The sequence below is a fragment of the Parageobacillus sp. VR-IP genome, assembly GCF_013357975.1.
GTDB lineage: Bacteria > Bacillota > Bacilli > Bacillales > Anoxybacillaceae > Saccharococcus > Saccharococcus caldoxylosilyticus.
The window spans coordinates 505,760-522,946 of the sequence record NZ_JABVYQ010000002.1 but is presented as its reverse complement, the minus strand read 5'-3'; the positions used below and the strand labels follow the sequence as shown (position 1 = coordinate 522,946).

Genomic DNA, 17,187 nt, shown 5'->3' with positions numbered 1-17,187 from the left:
GTTAAAATTAGAATGATGATGTTGTTCTTCGTTAGATATTAAGAATTAATTTGATATTACGTTTTTAGGAGGAATATAAATGTAACATGGCCAATTATTATGTTGGTTGTATAAAGTTGATATAGTATATAATAATGATATACTATAATTAAATAATGATATACTAATTTAAGATATAATTGCTGTAGAAAAGGTGTGTGGCGAGGACCCTGGATAGCTTTAGCTTAGACAGGTGCGCCTGCATCCTTTCTGCAAATATTGGGGGATAAGGATGGGAAAAATGAGTAACAGACAAACTAGAACAGACGTTATCTTAATTGGTGCCGGAATCATGAGCGCGACTTTAGGGACACTGTTGAAAGAATTGGCACCGGAATGGGAAATTAAAGTGTTTGAGAAGCTCGACAAACCAGGAGAAGAAAGCTCTAACGAATGGAATAATGCGGGAACGGGGCATTCTGCACTATGCGAGCTTAACTACACGCCCGAGAAACCGGATGGATCTATTGATATTAACAAAGCTATAAGAATTAATGAACAGTTCCAAGTTTCCAGACAGTTTTGGTCTTACCTTGTAAAAAACAATCTGTTACAAAATCCGCAGGAATTCATCAGACCGTTGCCCCACATAAGTTTAGTCCAAGGGGAAAATAATGTGAGATTTTTAAAGAAACGTTTTGAAGCGCTATCAAATAATCCATTATTCCAAGGAATGGAATTTTCTGATGACCCAGAAAAACTGAAAGAATGGATTCCGCTTATCATGGAAGGCCGTACATCGAATGAACCGATCGCGGCAACCAAAATCGACTCAGGTACGGATGTTAACTTTGGCGCTTTAACACGCATGTTGTTTGACCACTTAAAGAAGAAAGAGGTCGAAATAAACTACAAGCATAGTGTTAAGGATATTAAACGTACCAGCGACGGCCTGTGGGAATTGAAAGTGAAGGATCTCGATAGCGGTTCTGTTGAAATCCATAAGGCTAAATTCGTATTTATTGGAGCCGGCGGGGCAAGTCTGCACTTGCTTCAAAAATCTGGTATTCCAGAGGGCAAACATATTGGCGGATTCCCTGTAAGCGGATTATTTATGGTATGTAATAATCCAAAAGTTGTAGAGCAACATCATGCAAAAGTTTACGGTAAAGCTAAAATTGGTGCGCCTCCAATGTCTGTTCCGCACCTAGATACACGGTATATCGACAACAAAAAAATGTTGCTCTTTGGACCGTTTGCAGGCTTCTCGCCTAAATTCTTAAAAACTGGTTCAAATATGGATTTGTTTGCTTCCGTAAAACTGCACAATCTCGTAACTTTGTTGGCGTCAGCTTTTAAAAACTTTTCTTTGGTAAAATACTTGGTTCAGCAGCTTATGTTAACGAAAGAAAAGCGCATGAAAGAGTTGCGCGAGTTTATCCCGACAGCTAAATCAGAGGATTGGGATATAGTCGTTGCGGGCCAACGTGTGCAAATTATTAAAGATACTGAAGCTGGCGGTAAAGGAACGATTCAATTTGGCACGGAAGTTGTTAGTGCCGCAGATGGCTCGATCGCTGCATTGCTCGGCGCTTCTCCTGGTGCGTCTACTGCCGTACACGTAATGCTTGAGGTGATTAAAAAATGCTTCCCTCAACATATGCATGAATGGGAACCGAAAATTAAAGAAATGATTCCTTCTTATGGCGTGTCACTAGTGGAAAACCCAGATCTTTTCCAAGAACTTCATACTTCAACAGCAGAGACGCTCGGTCTAAGCGGAAAAGAACCGGTCTCTGGTGTAAACGAAAAAGAACCGGTTTATAGTTAATTCTTTGGCTGCGGAAACAAAGGTATTGAATGAAAAAGTTTAAGCAACACTTTTTATCAATGGACAATTGTTTCTATGATAAAGAGATTGATAAGTCAATGATTATAAAGCAGAGATAATATATATAAAAATTACAGAATAATAGAATATGATTGAAAATAAAACATAGAACCTTTGATCTACCTTTGGATTAAAGGTTCTTTTTTTTAAATTCGCAGTTAGAGAGGCTGCGGTGAACCGTATTATAAAGTGATGGAGGTTTTTAAAAATTTTCTTTAATGGAGGTGTTAAAAGCGCTGGATTATATGTGTTTTAAACATACTCGTATAATCCAGCTTTCCTTTAGTTTTGATTTCCAAAAGGTAATTGCATTGGTAACTAGATTTGCGGTAACAATTTCAAACCCTTCTAATTCTTAAGAAAGGCTTCATAAATTCGATGACATTTTCCCCGTCATTCACAAGGAGCAATTTATGTAACATTCTATCAACCCTCCCTTTAAGTATTTTCCATTTATTATACAGATTTTTATGTATTTAAGAAAATTCATCAAAACCGTAATACTTTGTCATAAGTTCACAACATTTTGTTAGTAATATGTAATTAGTCATTGTTTCCATGAAATATTGATGAAAGGAATAACAAATGACAAATCATATTAACAAATATTGGCTTGGCATGGGTGCTTGTGGCTTGCATCATTTTACAGACTTTTTTGCGGGAGCCGCTTTCTTTTCCAATGTATCATTTTGGAAATCCATACAACATTTGTTAGTATATTTAAATTTGTTCCGATTTGAATGTTGGTTTTTGCATTTGCCGGTAAAGTATCAGAGTCATTGCGCCGGCAAAGCCTTTGGTTTATTCTTGTTGATTTACTTTCAATACTTCACAGCAAATCTTCGGTCTATAAAAGAACTCCACCCTGTAATGGATTTTATATGGGTTTTTCGTTTCTGTAGTGAAACGAGCAAATGGTTGCCTCTCTCGTTCAACAACAGTTCAAATATAAATTTTTTGGATGTTAGGAAAGGATTAATTAAAGTAAAAGGGGAGATAAAAATGAGGAAAATAGGTCCTAAAGGTTTAAAATGGTTAAAAATTTTACATCTCTTTTTTGTCATTCTGTTTTTTGGAGGAATTTTGAGTTCAACAGCCTTAAACCTTCAAATTGATTTAACCAATTATGATGAGACAAATCTAATGTATAAAAACATTATCATCATTAGTGATAATGTTGTAAGATATGGTGCTGTTGGCACTTTATTAATTGGTTTCACTTATGGTTTTTTTACAAATTGGGGCTTTTTTAAGCATCGATGGGTAGGAGTGAAGTTTGTTCTTTATATAATCCAAACGATCGTTGGGATTTTTGTTGTGGACAAACTGATGGTGGCAAATATGGAATTACTCGAAACGCAAAAAAAATTGGCTTTAAGTAATCCGGTTTTTATTCATAACCATGAAATAAGACAATATGCCGTAATGTTTCAAGTTGCAGTCACCATTTTTATTTTAATTATTTCAGTTTTAAAACCTTGGAGAAAGAAAAATGTTAAAGTAAAAAATAGTTAAGTGGAAATTTTATTGTATTTAATCAGTTTTCCACTAAATACCTTATTAGGAAACGAAATAAAGATAATTTTTCTATGTATTAAAGAAGCAGATCTGGCAAACAGAGTAGGACCAAGTCATAAAATGATTGACAGGAAAAACTAAAAAGTGTTAGCATGAAATCCAAATAACCAATAGCGATTTTAATTTTTAGATATATAAAAATTGCACGCTTGGTTAAGAAGGATATGGTTCTTCGTTGAGCTAAGCGCTTTGATGAACGCGATGATCAATGAGGGAGGGTTTCTTCATCGCTGCTTATCAAACGGGGAATTATTTTGAAAGGAGCTATGGAATGAAAGAACTTCATACGTTCGGTTGGTATGCGGCAAAAATTTCCCTGTATTTGCCGAAAGAGGCGTTTCAACCTGTTAAGTCCCGTCTTTTTGGGGGGATGGTTTATTTATTGTTGACCATCGGCGGCATCCTCGCTGTTTCTCTTTTGAATCTTCATCCGATATGGAATCTCCTCATTTCTGTTATGCTGGGCTTCAATTTCGCGTCATTAGGATTTTTAGGACATGAAATTTTGCATGGCACGGTCGTGCGAAAGCCATGGTTGCGCGATGCTCTAGGCGCGATGGCATTTTGGCCGCTATGCACCGGACCAAAGCTATGGCGAAAATGGCACAATGTGACTCATCATGTACACACACAAGATGAAGAATTGGATCCTGACGCATGGCCAAGTTTAGAGAGATTGACCAAAAGCCGCTTATTACGCTGGGTATATAAAATTCCGTTTCCGATTCGCGCGTTTTTCGCTTTTAGTTCATTGTTTGTTATGTTTACGCTTCATTCTATCAGGATGTTAGTGTATTTTTTCAAAGATTTTCGGCCGAAAAATCGAAGCGTCATATTGCTTCAGTTTTGCCTGCCATGGGCTACGTGGATTGGGTTATTGTTGATCATTGGTTGGGAACGTTGGTTTTTCGCCTTTTTATTGCCATTGTTCATCGCTAATTTTATCGTGATGAGCTATATTTCTACCAATCATCGTTTAAATCCGTTAGTTCCGGTGAATGATCCGTTAGCGAACAGTCTTTCGGTGACCGTGCCAAAGTGGGTTGATGTGCTTCACTTTCACTTTTCATATCATACGGAACATCATCTCTTTCCAGCAATGAGCTCGAAATATTATCCATTAGTGAAGGAGCATATTAAACGAATGTGGCCGGAGAGGTATCATGAAATGTCGATGGGTAAAGCATTGGCCACGCTTTGGAAAACGCCGAGAGTCTATTATCAGCAAAATGAGCTGATTGAGCCGCGGCAAGGTCATGTTTACGGCGTGCTAGGAAATGGATTGGATCCTGATCATATTACGTATCGAAACGTTGAGGTAGTGCCGTTTTCCAGCTTGGAAGAGAAACCGATGACCATGAAAAAAGCGGCAGAGAAAGGCGAAAATAATAAAAAGGATTCTTCATCATGAGAGTGATGAAGAATCCTTTTTGTTTGCTGTTATTTTCGACGCATCGCTTGAATGATGACATCATGAATATGCGTATTTTCATGCACACCTGTTAGTTTGTCAGCTCCTGGTCCCATCGCGGTTAGCGGAACGTCGACACCTGTATGACCGGTTGTCGTCCAATCGATGGTAAACGTTTGTTCAGAATGAGCAACAGGGAGCGGCCCATCTTCGGAGGAAAGTGTTTTTCCATCTCTTGACTCATCTGTATCATTGGCGGTTTCAATTGCTAATCCACCGCATTCATGGTCCGCAAGAACGATTACGAGTGTATCAGGATGTTTCTTTGCATATTCTTTTCCGATGGCGACAGCTTTATCAAATTGTTGACCAGCTTTGAGCATGAGAAAAGCATTATTTTCATGGCTCATTTCATCGATGGCTTCTTCTTCAACGAGGAGAAAAAATCCTTTTTTATTTTTGGAGAGAATGTCAATCGCTTTTTTCGTCATCTCAGGTAGCGATGCGACAGGATTGTACACATCTCCCTCTCCTTCAGGACGTTGCTGGAACATTTCTTCGTTGGCAAAAAGACCAAGGAGCTTGTTCGAGTGAGCTTGTCTTAATTCGTCAGCGTTGCTTACGTATGTATAACCTAGTTGTTTTGCCTTCTCGACAAGGTTTCCTTGCGTCCCTTTGCTTGCCTCGCTTGGATCCTCACTAGGGTGATCAGGGTGTTCCCCTGGATTTTCGGACGGATACCAGTAATCTTCACCGCCACCTAAAATGACATCTACTTTGCTGTTTTCGAGATATTGTTTGGCAATATCGCTTTGGGATGAACGATTGGCTACATGGGCGGCGAATGCTGCCGGAGTAGCGTCCGTCACTTGGCTTGTTGTAACAAGCCCTGTCGATTTCCCTGCTTCTTTCGCTTGTTCGAGAATAGTTTGGACCGGTTTTCCATTCACGTCGACCCCAATGGCGCCATTATACGATTTTACCCCTGTCGCAATCGCGGTCGCGGCAGCTGCGGAGTCAGTTATAAATGATTTTTTGTCGGCGGAATTCGTATGGACGATTCCGGAATAAGGCATATCATCCATTTCCAGCTCCCCGTTTACTCCTTTTGTTGCCAAGCGGATTGCATCACGATGGACAGCCCCCATTCCATCCCCGACAAATACGATAACATTTTTTGCTTTTCCTTGAGTAGAAGATGATTGTGGAGAATGTTCGTTATTGAAAAAAGCGGATGCGGTGATAGCTCCGTACGTTGTTATTGTTAATGCTGCACCTAAGGCGAATCCTGTCAGCCATCGTTTGGTTTGGACCATATTTGACACTCCCTTTTCTTATTCTTACAATCATTATGATAAAAAAGAAAATTGAATAGATTATTAATAAAATGTAATTATTGTGAAAATGCTCGAGAAGGGGGGAGGAGCGTTGCATCCATTTACGAAGGAGTTATCGGTGAACGGACGATGAAGATTTTAGGGAGAAATACGAATGTGATGGACGAGAAGGTGACATTATTGGCTCTGGCGATAAAGTGAGAATCAGTCATGTTCATGGGGGGGCATGGCTCGTGTGAAAGGAGGAGCTGTTATGGATATTCAAGTAAGCGTATTAGGGGCAATCGTAGCATTAATCATTGCCATTGTATTGATTTTACGAAAAGTTTCCCCCGCCTACGGAATGATTGCCGGAGCTTTCATTGGTGGGATTGTTGGCGGAGTTAATGTGACGGATACGGTCACGGTGATGATGGAAGGAGCAAAAGGAATGGTTCCCGCCGTCTTGCGCATTTTGGCTGCGGGGGTGCTGGCGGGAGTGTTAATGGAATCAGGGGCGGCGGCATCGATCGCCAAAACGATTGTCAGCAAACTTGGCGAAACGCAAGCTTTGCTTGCGCTTGCGACGGCGACAATGCTGCTGACGGCGGTTGGCGTGTTTGTCGATGTTGCAGTCATTACTGTCGCGCCGATTGCCTTGGCGATTGCCAGACGGGCGAATATCTCGAAAACAGCGATTTTATTCGCAATGATTGGCGGTGGAAAGGCGGGAAACATTATGTCGCCAAACCCGAATGCCATCGCCGCAGCCGATGCGTTTCATGTTCCCTTAACGTCGTTGATGGCGGCAGGAATGATTCCCGCGGCGTTTGGCCTTACTGTTACGTACATAATAGCAAAAAAGCTTGTTGGGAAAGGAACGCCTGTCGATGAAGAGTGGGAAGGGAAAAACGATGGATCGGTGCCGCCGTTTTTCACGGCCATTATCGCTCCGCTCACTGCCATTTTATTGCTTGCGTTGCGGCCGCTGTTTCATATTGCGATTGACCCGATGATCGCCCTTCCCATCGGCGGCATTGTTGGTGCGCTGGTGATGAAAAAAGGGGCCCATTTAAATACATTCATGATATCGGGATTAGCGAAAATGTCCGGAGTTGCCATTATGTTGGTCGGAACGGGGACATTGGCGGGGATTGTTGCCAATTCTTCGCTAAAAGATGTGATTGTCGATGGATTGGATCATTTCGGCCTGCCTGCCTACGTGCTGGCGCCGGTTTCCGGAATTTTCATGTCCGGGGCGACCGCTTCGACGACTGCTGGAACCGCCGTCGCAAGCAGTGTCTTCGGTCCGACAATTATGAGTCTAGGTATTTCTGCATTAGCTGGAGCCGCCATGATTCATGCCGGAACGACGGTGCTCGATCATTTGCCGCATGGCAGCTTCTTTCATGCGACGGCAGGCAGCGTCCATATGGAGATAAAGGAACGGCTGAAATTAATTCCGTATGAGTCGCTGATCGGTTTGACGCTCACTGTCATCTCGACGCTTATTTTTGGTGTCTTTCGCTTGTTTTCATGATCACAATGGGGGGAAAGAAGATGAAAATCGTTATTGCGCCAGATTCGTTTAAAGAAAGTTTGTCTGCACTCGAAGTAGCGAATGCAGTGGAAAAAGGTTTCCGCGAAGTATTTCCGGAGGCGGAATATGTGAAAGTGCCGATGGCAGACGGCGGAGAAGGCACCGTCCAGTCGCTCGTTGACGCGACAGGCGGACGCATTGTCAAAACGGAAGTGTCCGGACCGCTCGGGGAGCGCGTGTCGGCCTTTTTCGGCATGCTTGGCGACGGAAAAACGGCTGCGATTGAAATGGCGGCCGCTTCCGGTTTGCACCTTGTCCCACGGGACAAGCGCAACCCGCTGGAGACAACAACAAGAGGAACGGGGGAATTAATCCGCGCCGCTCTCGATGAAGGCGCTGAGCATATTATTATCGGCATCGGCGGGAGCGCGACCAATGACGGAGGAGCCGGAATGGTGCAGGCGCTTGGCGGCCGCCTTTTAGACCGCCATGGCCAGGAAATCGGTCCGGGAGGCGGCAGCTTGTCTAAATTGGCCGACATTGATCTTTCCGGGATGGACGCGCGGCTGAAACATGTCAAAATCGAGGTGGCCTGCGATGTCGACAATCCGCTGACAGGTCCAAACGGAGCGTCGGCGATTTTCGGTCCGCAAAAAGGGGCGTCGCCGGAAATGGTCGCGGTGCTCGATCAAAATTTGCAGCACTACGCCGCTGTCATTGAACGAACGTTAGGGAAACAAGTGAAAGACATCCCTGGCGCCGGGGCGGCGGGCGGTTTAGGCGCGGGGCTGCTTGCCTTTCTGAACGCAGAGCTAAAGCGCGGAGTGGACATTGTACTGGAAACAGTGAAATTTTCCGAGCGAATTCAAGGCGCTGCGCTTGTGATCACCGGAGAGGGGCGCATCGATGGGCAGACGATTTTCGGAAAAACGCCCGTCGGTGTCGCAAAAGCAGCCAAGCGGTACCATATACCAGTTATTGCCCTTGCCGGTTCTGTTTCCGATGACAGCGACGTTGTACTAAACCACGGCATTGACGCGCTTTACAGCATTGTCCCGGGAATTATTTCACTGGAAAAAGCCATTGAAAACGCAGAATATTATATTACAAAGGCAGCACGAAACATTGCTGCGGCATGCAAAATTGGAAAAAGTATGGAGTAAAAAGTCCCTTCGATTTAAGGGACTTTTTTAATTTAATATTAAATGAAAATTAAAAATATTTTATAATATAAATGTTATTAGACGAGTAGATATAGGGGGATTGAAGTGGAGAAATTTGTAGAGTGGTTAAACGGGATTATTTGGAGTCCGGCGTTAGTCGTTCTTTGTATTGTAACAGGTCTTTTTTACTCACTGCTTACTCGCTTTTTACAAGTGAGGCACATGAAAGAAATGATCAAGCAAATGTTCCAGGGCAAAAGCTCAGAGGCGGGAATTTCCTCTTTCCAAGCGCTGTCGCTTGCATTGTCCGGACGGGTCGGGACAGGGAATATCGCCGGTGTTGCGACGGCGATTGCATTTGGGGGGCCTGGCGCCGTCTTTTGGATGTGGCTCATTGCATTTATAGGGGCAGGCTCCGCGTTTGTCGAAGCAGCGCTTGCGCAAGTGTATAAAACGAAGCAAGATGGCCAGTTTCGCGGTGGTCCAGCCTATTATATTGAAAAAGGCTTGAATATGAAATGGTATGCGGTCTTATTTGCAGTTGTGACGGTGTTGGCGACCGGTGTGCTGCTTCCAGGCGTGCAGGCCAACAGCATTGCCGAAGGGATTAAAAATGCCTTTGGGATCAGCCCGACGGTTACGGGAATTGGCATTGTTATTCTTTTAGGTGTTATCATTTTTGGAGGCGTCAAACGGATTGCACGTGCAGCTGAATGGATTGTCCCGTTTATGGCGCTAGGGTATATCTTAATGTCCTTATTTATCGTTTTTGCCAATATTTCCGAACTGCCGCACGTACTCGGTTTAATTTTCCGCAGCGCCTTTGGCATGGACGCAGCGTTTGGCGGCATTCTTGGCGCGGCGATTTCCTGGGGTGTGAAACGCGGCATTTATTCCAATGAAGCGGGACAAGGGACGGCGCCGCATGCAGCCGCAGCGGCGGAAGTGTCGCATCCGGCGAAACAAGGCTTAGTTCAAGCATTTTCCGTCTACGTCGATACATGGTTTGTATGTTCGGCGACGGCATTCATGATTTTAATCACTGGCATGTATAATGTCACACCGGAAGGAAAAGCACCGATTGTGCAAAAACTTGGAGATGTGGAGCCGGGGCCTATTTTTACGCAAAAAGCGGTGGAAACGGTATTTCCGGGCTTTGGGGCGCCGTTTGTCGCAATTGCTTTATTCTTCTTTGCGTTTACGACGATTATGGCCTACTACTATATGGCAGAAACGAACATCGCATATATGGCCCGCCTATTAAAGCTAAATAAGGCAAACTGGCTTCAATATGCATTAAAAGTGGCTATGTTGGCAGTCGTATTTTACGGATGCATAAAAACGGCGAAACTAGCATGGACGCTGGGCGATATTGGTGTTGGAAGCATGGCTTGGCTCAACTTGATTGCGATTCTTTTATTGACGAAACCGGCGTTAAAGGTTCTTAAGGACTATGAACAACAGAAAAAAGCTGGAAAAGATCCGGTCTTTGATCCAGTAAAACTAGGTATTACCGGTGCTGACTTTTGGGAAAAAGAATATCCAACCTCTCACGCAAAAGCGGTAAACGAAGATTAATACAAAGGGAGCTGTCTACACGCGGACAGCTCCCTTTGGTATTATGCGCGCGGCCATGAGGCGATCGCTTCCAGTGCTCCTTTAATGGCAAAGCGGCCAAATTGATGCGGCAAAATAAAATGATCTCCTTTTTTCAGTATGTAAGAACGTTCTCCGGATACGAGTTCCCCTTGTCCGGCAAGGATGCTGACGATCAAAAAGTGCCGCGTTTGCTCGAATTCGGCAGTCCCGTCCACTTCCCACTTTTGCACGCCAAAATAGTCGCTTTCGATAAAGGTGGTAACGACAGCGCCGTCCATTTGTGTGACGCGCGGATGAACGGCAGCATCACGATGCGGGACGGTAATGACGTCAAACGCTTTGTCTAAATGGAGTTCGCGTTTCTTCCCGTTGCTGTCGACGCGGTCATAGTCGTAGACGCGATAGGTCGTGTCTGAGCTTTGCTGTGTCTCGAGGACGAGCGTCCCTTCGCAAAGGGCGTGCATCGTGCCGCTCGGGACATAGAAAAAGTCGCCGGGCTTGATTGGGACTTTGCGAAGCAGTTTGTCCCACTGTCCTTGTTCCATCATTTCCTTCAGTTCTTCTTTCGTTTTTGCATGATGCCCATAAACAAGCTCTGCGCCTTGTTTACAGTCGATAATATACCAGCATTCTGTTTTCCCGAGTTCGCCATTTTCATGTTTTTGCGCGTACGCGTCATCAGGATGCACTTGTACTGATAAATCGGCGTTGGCATCTAAAATTTTCGTCAACAATGGAAAGCGATCTGATGGAAAGTGGCCAAATAAGTCGCGGCGCTCTTCCCAAAGTTGTCCCAGCGTCATTCCTTGAAACGGTCCGTTTTTAATCACGGTTTGACCATTTGGATGAGCCGATACCGCCCAGCATTCGCCTGTATGCGGCGACGGAATCGAATAGCCGAATCGTTCCGCTAGCTTTGTACCACCCCAAATGCGCTCTTGAAAAATAGGAGTGAGAAAAATTGGCTCGATTTGCATGGGAATCCCCCCTTTTATAGAGTTATACATGAATGCCATATCTTCATTATACATTATACTTGTTCGAATAATTGCATGATTTCTTCTTTTGTTTTTGCTTGTAAAAGATGTTCGCGAAATTCATCATCCATAAGTTTTCGAGATAAGAATTGAAGAATTTTTAAATGTTCGTTACTCGCTTGTTCTTCTGGCACAGCGATCATAAAAATGAGCTGAGCTTTTTCGCCATCTAAGCTGTCCCAGTCTACACCGCCACGTTTTACCCCGAAGGCAACACACGTTTGTTTTACAGCATGACTTTTGCCATGAGGAATCGCAATACCAAATCCGATGCCTGTGCTTCCTTCCATTTCGCGATGATACAGCGATTGTTTATATGCTTCTTTGTCGTATAAGGCGCCAGAACGATCGATCATGGTAGCCATTTCTTCCATAATCTCATCTTTCGTTTCCCCTTTCAGTTGTAGCTCAATCAATTCCATAGTCATTAATTCTGTTAATTTCATTTCCGATTTCTCCCCTCTTTCTAGATTTGAAGTAATTGATAAATTCATCTGCTGTTTTGCAGATGGATAGCTGTTTTAGCATTTGTTCGTCCTCGGAAAGAAGAGCTATTTCTTGAAACAGTTTTTTTATTTGCCTGTTATCGTTGAGACGGTGGGCAATCATCAACACAAATTTTACCTGCTCACCATCCCAATCAATTGGTGAAGATAAACGAGCCGCGGCAACAACAGATTGATTAATCCATTGAATTTGACCATGTGGAATGGCGATTCCCCCACCGATATATGTCGAGGAAAGCGCTTCACGCTCTTTGGCGCTTTGTCCATATAGTTGTTTTACATATCCTCGTTTACAAAGTTCATTTGCTATATAGTCAATGGCTTCAAAGCGATTGGAAACCGATATATCAAGAAAAATACATGAAGGGTTCATTAGTTGTCTCAACATTTCATAGCGGCTTGGCTGGGACACACGTTCTATCCATTGTTCTATCATATCAAGTTCTGGTTTTGGCAGCAGTGGGCTTACCGTGATCACAGGAATTTTTCGATGTTCCAATGGAACAGTACTAATAAGCACATCTGGCTTTGTCGCAGCAATGATTTCATTGAGTTTCGCGATAGATGCAACAGCAGCAATCTCCAATTTTGGAAAGGCAGCGGATATCTTTGCTTCGATGAGCCGGGATGTTCCCGAACCAGTGGCACAAACAATAACCGCTCTTATTTTTTCATTCTTGTGCTGTATCCGTTCCAAAGCCGCTTGAATGTGAAGAACAATATAGGCGACCTCATCCTCGGGAATTGGAACATTTATTTTTTTCTCGACTTTTGGGATCAGTGACAACACGATTTCAAACGGATAGCGATACATTTGTTTGATATCTTTTAATAAGGGATTTTTTACGGCTAACCCGTTCCGCAATCGATTGAGTGTAGAATGAATATGGATCGTAAGCCCGATTAATAACTCTTTATCTTTACGTAAACGTTCATCGGTATGCAAAGAAATATCATGAATAAGCTCTTTTGCGATTTGCAATGCTTCGTTGTCCATTTTTGTTAACAGTTGTTCGATATCTTTTTTTTCATTTGTCTGATCATATCGCAATCTTGCGCCAAGCAGGTGCAACGTGATATACCCAATTTCTTCATCAGGAATTTTTACAGCAATCCATTGTTCGATTTGTTTTGCCAATTGTTCGGCAAGCCGATACTCTGGTTTTGTTTGCAACTCTTGCAATTGATTTGTATGGATATCAATACGATGGCCCATTTTGATCCGTTTGATTGCAATAGCGATATGCACTGTTAAACTGATCACAGACTGATCGGTAAGAGGAAATTCAAGCCATTCATCCATTTTTCGTATTTCTTTTTCAATCAAGGCAAGCTCGTATGGCTTCAATACGTCTTCGATTAATTTTAGTTGCTTGGCGTCGAATATATAGTAAGAATGGTCTACAAGAAGTTCTACTAATCGCGATAAGGCGGTACGCCATGCCTGTTCGGTTCCTTCTACTTTTATGCCGAGGTGAGGTTTCCGAATAAGTACGAGGCCGAACGATTGCAGCCATTGTTCGATTTCTTCTAAATCATTTTGAATAGCTGGTTTACTAATATAAAATTGTTCGGCGAGCTGTTGCATCGTTACCGGTTTATCTTCTGTGAGAAGTATTTTTATTAATTGAAGTTTCCGATAATCTTGGGAAGAATTTGTTTCTTCAAGCCGGGCCAAATCATGAAGAAGCTTTTGTTTTTCCGTCTCTTTTCCTCTAATAATGACTCCGACACTTGGTTTTCGCTCTATAACAATGTTTGGGTATTTCTCAGAAAGAAATTCATCGAGTGCTTTTAAATCGTTACGAATCGTTTTTTCCGAACAAACTAGTTGACTTGCCAACGTTGCAACCGAAGTATGCGTATGAGCAGCTAATAACTGCTTTAATAATTGTTTATGGCGGGAAAGCATCAATGCTCACCTCCTTTTTCAATAGATAAAAAGGGAGAATCTTTGCTTATAGCAGAGATTCTGAAATGAGGCGAACTAAACAGTTTTTTTAATGGCATTGACAAGTAAAGCAGTGACAACCATTCCGATAATGATGGATACGAAAAACATCGGTACATGTTCTACAGCTTGGAATACTGCAACAATCGGGCCGCCGTGTGGTACATGGTCGGTAACACCGCTTAACATGGCAATGACGGAGCCGACCATCGAACCGATCATAATGCTTGGGATGACGCGAAGAGGATCTCGCGCTGCGAATGGAATAGCGCCTTCAGTGATACCGACGAGTCCCATAGCGAGCGCCGCTTTTCCAGCTTCCCGTTCTTCTTCCGTAAATTTGGATTTATTAAGTAAAGTGGCTAATCCTAGTCCAAGAGGCGGTATACAAATCGCTACAGCAATCGCCCCCATGATATGGACATTTCCTTCTGCAATCATAGCAGAACCAAATAAAAAGGCAACTTTATTGACAGGCCCTCCCATATCAAACGCAATCATTGCTCCGAGAATCATGGCAAGAATAACTTTGCTAGCTCCTTGCATACTATTGAGCCAAGAAGTAAGCCATTCCATAATGCCGGCAATTGGCTGTCCAAGGATAAAAATAAAAATGACTGCTACAAGGATCGAGGAAAATAATGGGATTACAAGTATTGGCATAATAGGTTGAACGATTTTCGGAACAGGAATACTTTTAATCCATTTTGCAATGTAACCAGCTAAAAATCCAACAATAATTCCTCCGATAAATCCAGCGCCTGCTTCGCTGCCATAAAAACTTCCATTTGCTGCAATATAACCACCAATCATACCAGGCGCGAGACCAGGGCGATCAGCGATGCTCATTGCGATGAAGCCAGATAAAATTGGAACCATGAAGGTAAAGCTAGCTGCTCCTACATTTAGAATATCGTTCCATATAGACCCTTTTGGGATAACAAGACCTTTGTCCGTTGGTTCGCCGCCAATAGCGAGAGAAAGAGCAATTAAAAGCCCACCGATCACGACGAATGGGATCATATAGGAAACGCCATTCATCAAGTTACGGTAAATAGGACTTTGTTTTTGTTTTCTTTCTGTTTTTACTTCTTCAATCGTTTTGAGTGTATCGGACTGTGGCTTTCCGTATACTGGAACTTCGTTACGTTCAAATTTAGCAATGAGCTCTTCAGGTTTACGGATACCGTCTGTGACGGATGCCTCGAGCACTCGTTTTCCATAGAAGCGACTTTTATCTACTTGTTTATCGGCAGCAATGATAACTCCGTCTGCAGATTGAATGTCCTCTGGAGTTAACTCATTTTCCACTCCAATGGAACCTTGTGTTTCTACTTTAATTTCATGTCCCATTTTTTCAGCTGCTTTTGCTAGTTTTTCGGCGGCCATATATGTGTGTGCAATACCGTTAGGGCATGAAGTAATGGCAAGCAGTTTCAACGTTGTTCCCCCCTTTTTATTGTAAGCCCTTTCACAATTTAATATTAACGTAATTCGACATCGGAAATAGAATAAATAGATACCGTAAGTTCCGGTAAAAAGTTGTGGAATAGAGAAAGAGCCGCCTTATTTGGGCAGCTCTTGATTATGATGGATAGTCCTCTATTTTGTTTAAAGGTCGTTGCGCCGGTCCTTCGACGACATCGCCGTGAATAGAGAAGCGCGAGCCGTGGCACGGACAGTCCCAAGTGCGGTCGCCGCTGTTCCACTCCAGCTCACATCCCATATGGGTGCATGTCGTATCAACGATGAACAATGTCCCGCTTTCATCCTTATACGCGCCAGCGCGCTTTCCGTTTACGGTCACGACCGCACCCTCACCGTTGGCCAAGTCTTCCGGATTGCGGACAGCCACTTCGATTTTCCCTTCGACAAGATGTTTTGCGACATCGATATTTTGCGTAAGAAAATGTTTGACGCTTGGGTCGGCATAAAACCGCGACGGTGTATATAAGTCACGGTAGCGGTTGTCGCGTCCTAGGATCAGGTCGCTGATTAATAGCCCCGCCACTATTCCGTTTGTCATGCCCCACTTGCGGTACCCTGTCGCGACATAAATGTTCGGCGTGTCCGCGGTCATGTTCCCGATGTACGGCACTTTATCGAGCGTTGTTAAATCTTGCGCCGACCAGCGGTAAGGGATGTCGGTCACCGTAAATAACTCCGAGGCAAACGACTGCAATGACTCGTAATGCTGCATTGTTGGAACGCCCTGTCCTGTCTTGTGGTTTTCCCCGCCGATTAAAATTAAGTTTTCTCCATTCATGGTGGTGTAGCGGACGGAACGCTTTGGGGCGTCCGCGCTTAAATACATGCCGCCAGGATAGGTTTCAGCGATTTTCACGCCTAATACGTAAGAGCGTTCCGCATACATGCGCGAAAAATAGAAACCGCCGTCATAAAACGGAAAATGGGAACAAATGACGACATGTTCGCACGTCACCCGCTTTTTGTCGCGGGTGACAACGGTCAGCGCCTGTCCTTGTTCGATATCCGCGGCAGGCGTGTATTCGTAGATTTTTCCGCCCGCTTGGACAACCGTGTCGACTAGTTTCATTAAGTATTTCAGCGGGTGAAATTGGGCTTGATTTTTCATGACGACCGCGGCTTTCGCTGGAATCGGAAGCGGGATCGTTTCTACAAACGCTCCTTCGATGCCGAGCTTTTCATATGCTTTCCATTCATTGATTAATTTGGTTAGTGAGTCAGAAGAAGTAGTGTATATATATGCATCCTGTTCCATAAAATCGCAATCGATGTCGTGCTGCTCGACCGTATTGCGGATAAAACGCAATGCGTCCATGCATGCTTCATAGTACAACTTCGCCTTTTCCTGTCCAAGGTGTTGAATAAACTCATCATAAATGATGTCGTGCTGTGCCGTAATTTTTGCAGTCGTATGACCGGTTGTTCCGTTGAGAAGGCGATCGGCCTCTAATAAAGCGACACGAACCCCCTTTTTAGCAAGCAAATAAGCAGTGGTAATTCCAGAGATTCCTCCGCCGATAATGGCAACATCGGTACGAATATCTTCTTCTAGTTTTGGAAACGAAGGCAGCTCGACAGATGTCCGCCAATATGGTTCCAGTGATGATGGAAGAGATGGCATAGATTACGCAGGCCTCCTTTAATAGTATTTTTATTAGTTTGGCCTTATGAGGGAAAAACTATCCGCCAGTATTAGAAAATATGTGTACGGAAAGGCAGGTGTAAAAA

Annotated in this window: 12 protein-coding genes; 6 read left to right on the top strand and 6 right to left on the bottom strand. The window is 43.5% G+C overall.

What is annotated here, in order from left to right; genetic code table 11:
* The first annotated feature begins 280 nt into the window (after window positions 1-280).
* The 3 genes from HT574_RS08025 to desB all read left to right on the top strand — a co-directional run bounded on the left by HT574_RS08025 (window position 281) and on the right by desB (window position 4,859).
* Window positions 281-1,810, top strand: coding sequence for a malate:quinone oxidoreductase (locus HT574_RS08025; protein ID WP_175244211.1), 1,530 nt, complete (start codon window positions 281-283; stop codon window positions 1,808-1,810).
* A 645-nt stretch (window positions 1,811-2,455) separates the two neighbouring features.
* On the top strand, window positions 2,456-3,385 hold the full coding sequence (locus HT574_RS19860; protein WP_254698612.1) for a DUF2269 family protein: 930 nt from the start codon (window positions 2,456-2,458) through the stop codon (window positions 3,383-3,385).
* Between the two features lie 334 nt (window positions 3,386-3,719).
* Window positions 3,720-4,859, top strand: a complete 1,140-nt coding sequence (gene desB, locus HT574_RS08015; protein WP_175244155.1) for a Delta(10) desaturase DesB — start codon at window positions 3,720-3,722, stop codon at window positions 4,857-4,859.
* 29 nt (window positions 4,860-4,888) lie between these two features.
* Here desB and HT574_RS08010 read toward each other — a convergent pair whose 3' ends face one another.
* Complete coding sequence (locus HT574_RS08010) at window positions 4,889-6,175, bottom strand: alkaline phosphatase (RefSeq protein ID WP_175244154.1); 1,287 nt, start codon at window positions 6,173-6,175, stop codon at window positions 4,889-4,891.
* Window positions 6,176-6,449: 274 nt separating this feature from the next.
* Between HT574_RS08010 and HT574_RS08005 the strand changes: the two genes are divergently transcribed.
* The 3 genes from HT574_RS08005 (at window position 6,450) to HT574_RS07995 (ending at window position 10,456) form a co-directional block, all read left to right on the top strand.
* Complete coding sequence (locus HT574_RS08005; RefSeq protein ID WP_175244153.1) at window positions 6,450-7,715, top strand: GntP family permease; 1,266 nt, start codon at window positions 6,450-6,452, stop codon at window positions 7,713-7,715.
* A gap of 20 nt (window positions 7,716-7,735) precedes the next feature.
* The gene (locus HT574_RS08000; RefSeq protein WP_175244152.1) at window positions 7,736-8,878 is read left to right on the top strand and encodes a glycerate kinase; all 1,143 of its coding nucleotides are present in this window, start codon (window positions 7,736-7,738) and stop codon (window positions 8,876-8,878) included.
* A gap of 105 nt (window positions 8,879-8,983) precedes the next feature.
* A complete protein-coding gene (locus HT574_RS07995) occupies window positions 8,984-10,456 on the top strand; it encodes an alanine/glycine:cation symporter family protein (RefSeq protein ID WP_175244151.1) in 1,473 nt (490 codons plus the stop codon).
* Window positions 10,457-10,497: 41 nt separating this feature from the next.
* On the opposite strand, the gene manA is transcribed toward HT574_RS07995, so the two are convergent.
* The 5 genes from manA to HT574_RS07970 form a co-directional block, all read right to left on the bottom strand.
* Entirely contained in the window at window positions 10,498-11,454 is a 957-nt protein-coding gene (gene manA, locus HT574_RS07990) for a mannose-6-phosphate isomerase, class I (RefSeq protein ID WP_175244150.1), read from the bottom strand.
* A gap of 53 nt (window positions 11,455-11,507) precedes the next feature.
* Window positions 11,508-11,960, bottom strand: a complete 453-nt coding sequence (locus tag HT574_RS07985; RefSeq protein ID WP_175244149.1) for a PTS sugar transporter subunit IIA — start codon at window positions 11,958-11,960, stop codon at window positions 11,508-11,510.
* Window positions 11,923-13,932, bottom strand: a complete 2,010-nt coding sequence (locus tag HT574_RS07980) for a BglG family transcription antiterminator (RefSeq protein ID WP_175244148.1) — start codon at window positions 13,930-13,932, stop codon at window positions 11,923-11,925. Before HT574_RS07980 ends, HT574_RS07985 begins: the two co-directional genes overlap by 38 nt.
* A 75-nt stretch (window positions 13,933-14,007) precedes the next feature.
* Window positions 14,008-15,411 (bottom strand): PTS fructose transporter subunit IIC, encoded by a 1,404-nt coding sequence (locus HT574_RS07975; RefSeq protein WP_175244147.1) that lies wholly within the window; start codon window positions 15,409-15,411, stop codon window positions 14,008-14,010.
* Between the two features lie 145 nt (window positions 15,412-15,556).
* Window positions 15,557-17,080 carry an FAD-dependent oxidoreductase gene (locus HT574_RS07970; protein WP_175244146.1) on the bottom strand — a complete coding sequence of 508 codons (1,524 nt, stop codon included), beginning with the start codon at window positions 17,078-17,080 and terminating at the stop codon, window positions 15,557-15,559.
* Between the last annotated feature and the right edge of the window lie 107 nt (window positions 17,081-17,187).

What these genes read in the sequence shown, in the direction of transcription:
- HT574_RS07980 (WP_175244148.1), bottom strand. Translation starts at nt 13,932, where the DNA reads ATGCTTTCCCGCCATAAACAATTATTAAAGCAGTTATTAGCTGCTCAT.
- desB (WP_175244155.1), top strand. Translation starts at nt 3,720, where the DNA reads ATGAAAGAACTTCATACGTTCGGTTGGTATGCGGCAAAAATTTCCCTG.
- HT574_RS08010 (WP_175244154.1), bottom strand. Translation starts at nt 6,175, where the DNA reads ATGGTCCAAACCAAACGATGGCTGACAGGATTCGCCTTAGGTGCAGCA.
- HT574_RS08025 (WP_175244211.1), top strand. Translation starts at nt 281, where the DNA reads ATGAGTAACAGACAAACTAGAACAGACGTTATCTTAATTGGTGCCGGA.
- manA (WP_175244150.1), bottom strand. Translation starts at nt 11,454, where the DNA reads ATGCAAATCGAGCCAATTTTTCTCACTCCTATTTTTCAAGAGCGCATT.
- HT574_RS19860 (WP_254698612.1), top strand. Translation starts at nt 2,456, where the DNA reads ATGACAAATCATATTAACAAATATTGGCTTGGCATGGGTGCTTGTGGC.
- HT574_RS08000 (WP_175244152.1), top strand. Translation starts at nt 7,736, where the DNA reads ATGAAAATCGTTATTGCGCCAGATTCGTTTAAAGAAAGTTTGTCTGCA.
- HT574_RS07985 (WP_175244149.1), bottom strand. Translation starts at nt 11,960, where the DNA reads ATGAAATTAACAGAATTAATGACTATGGAATTGATTGAGCTACAACTG.
- HT574_RS07970 (WP_175244146.1), bottom strand. Translation starts at nt 17,080, where the DNA reads ATGCCATCTCTTCCATCATCACTGGAACCATATTGGCGGACATCTGTC.
- HT574_RS08005 (WP_175244153.1), top strand. Translation starts at nt 6,450, where the DNA reads ATGGATATTCAAGTAAGCGTATTAGGGGCAATCGTAGCATTAATCATT.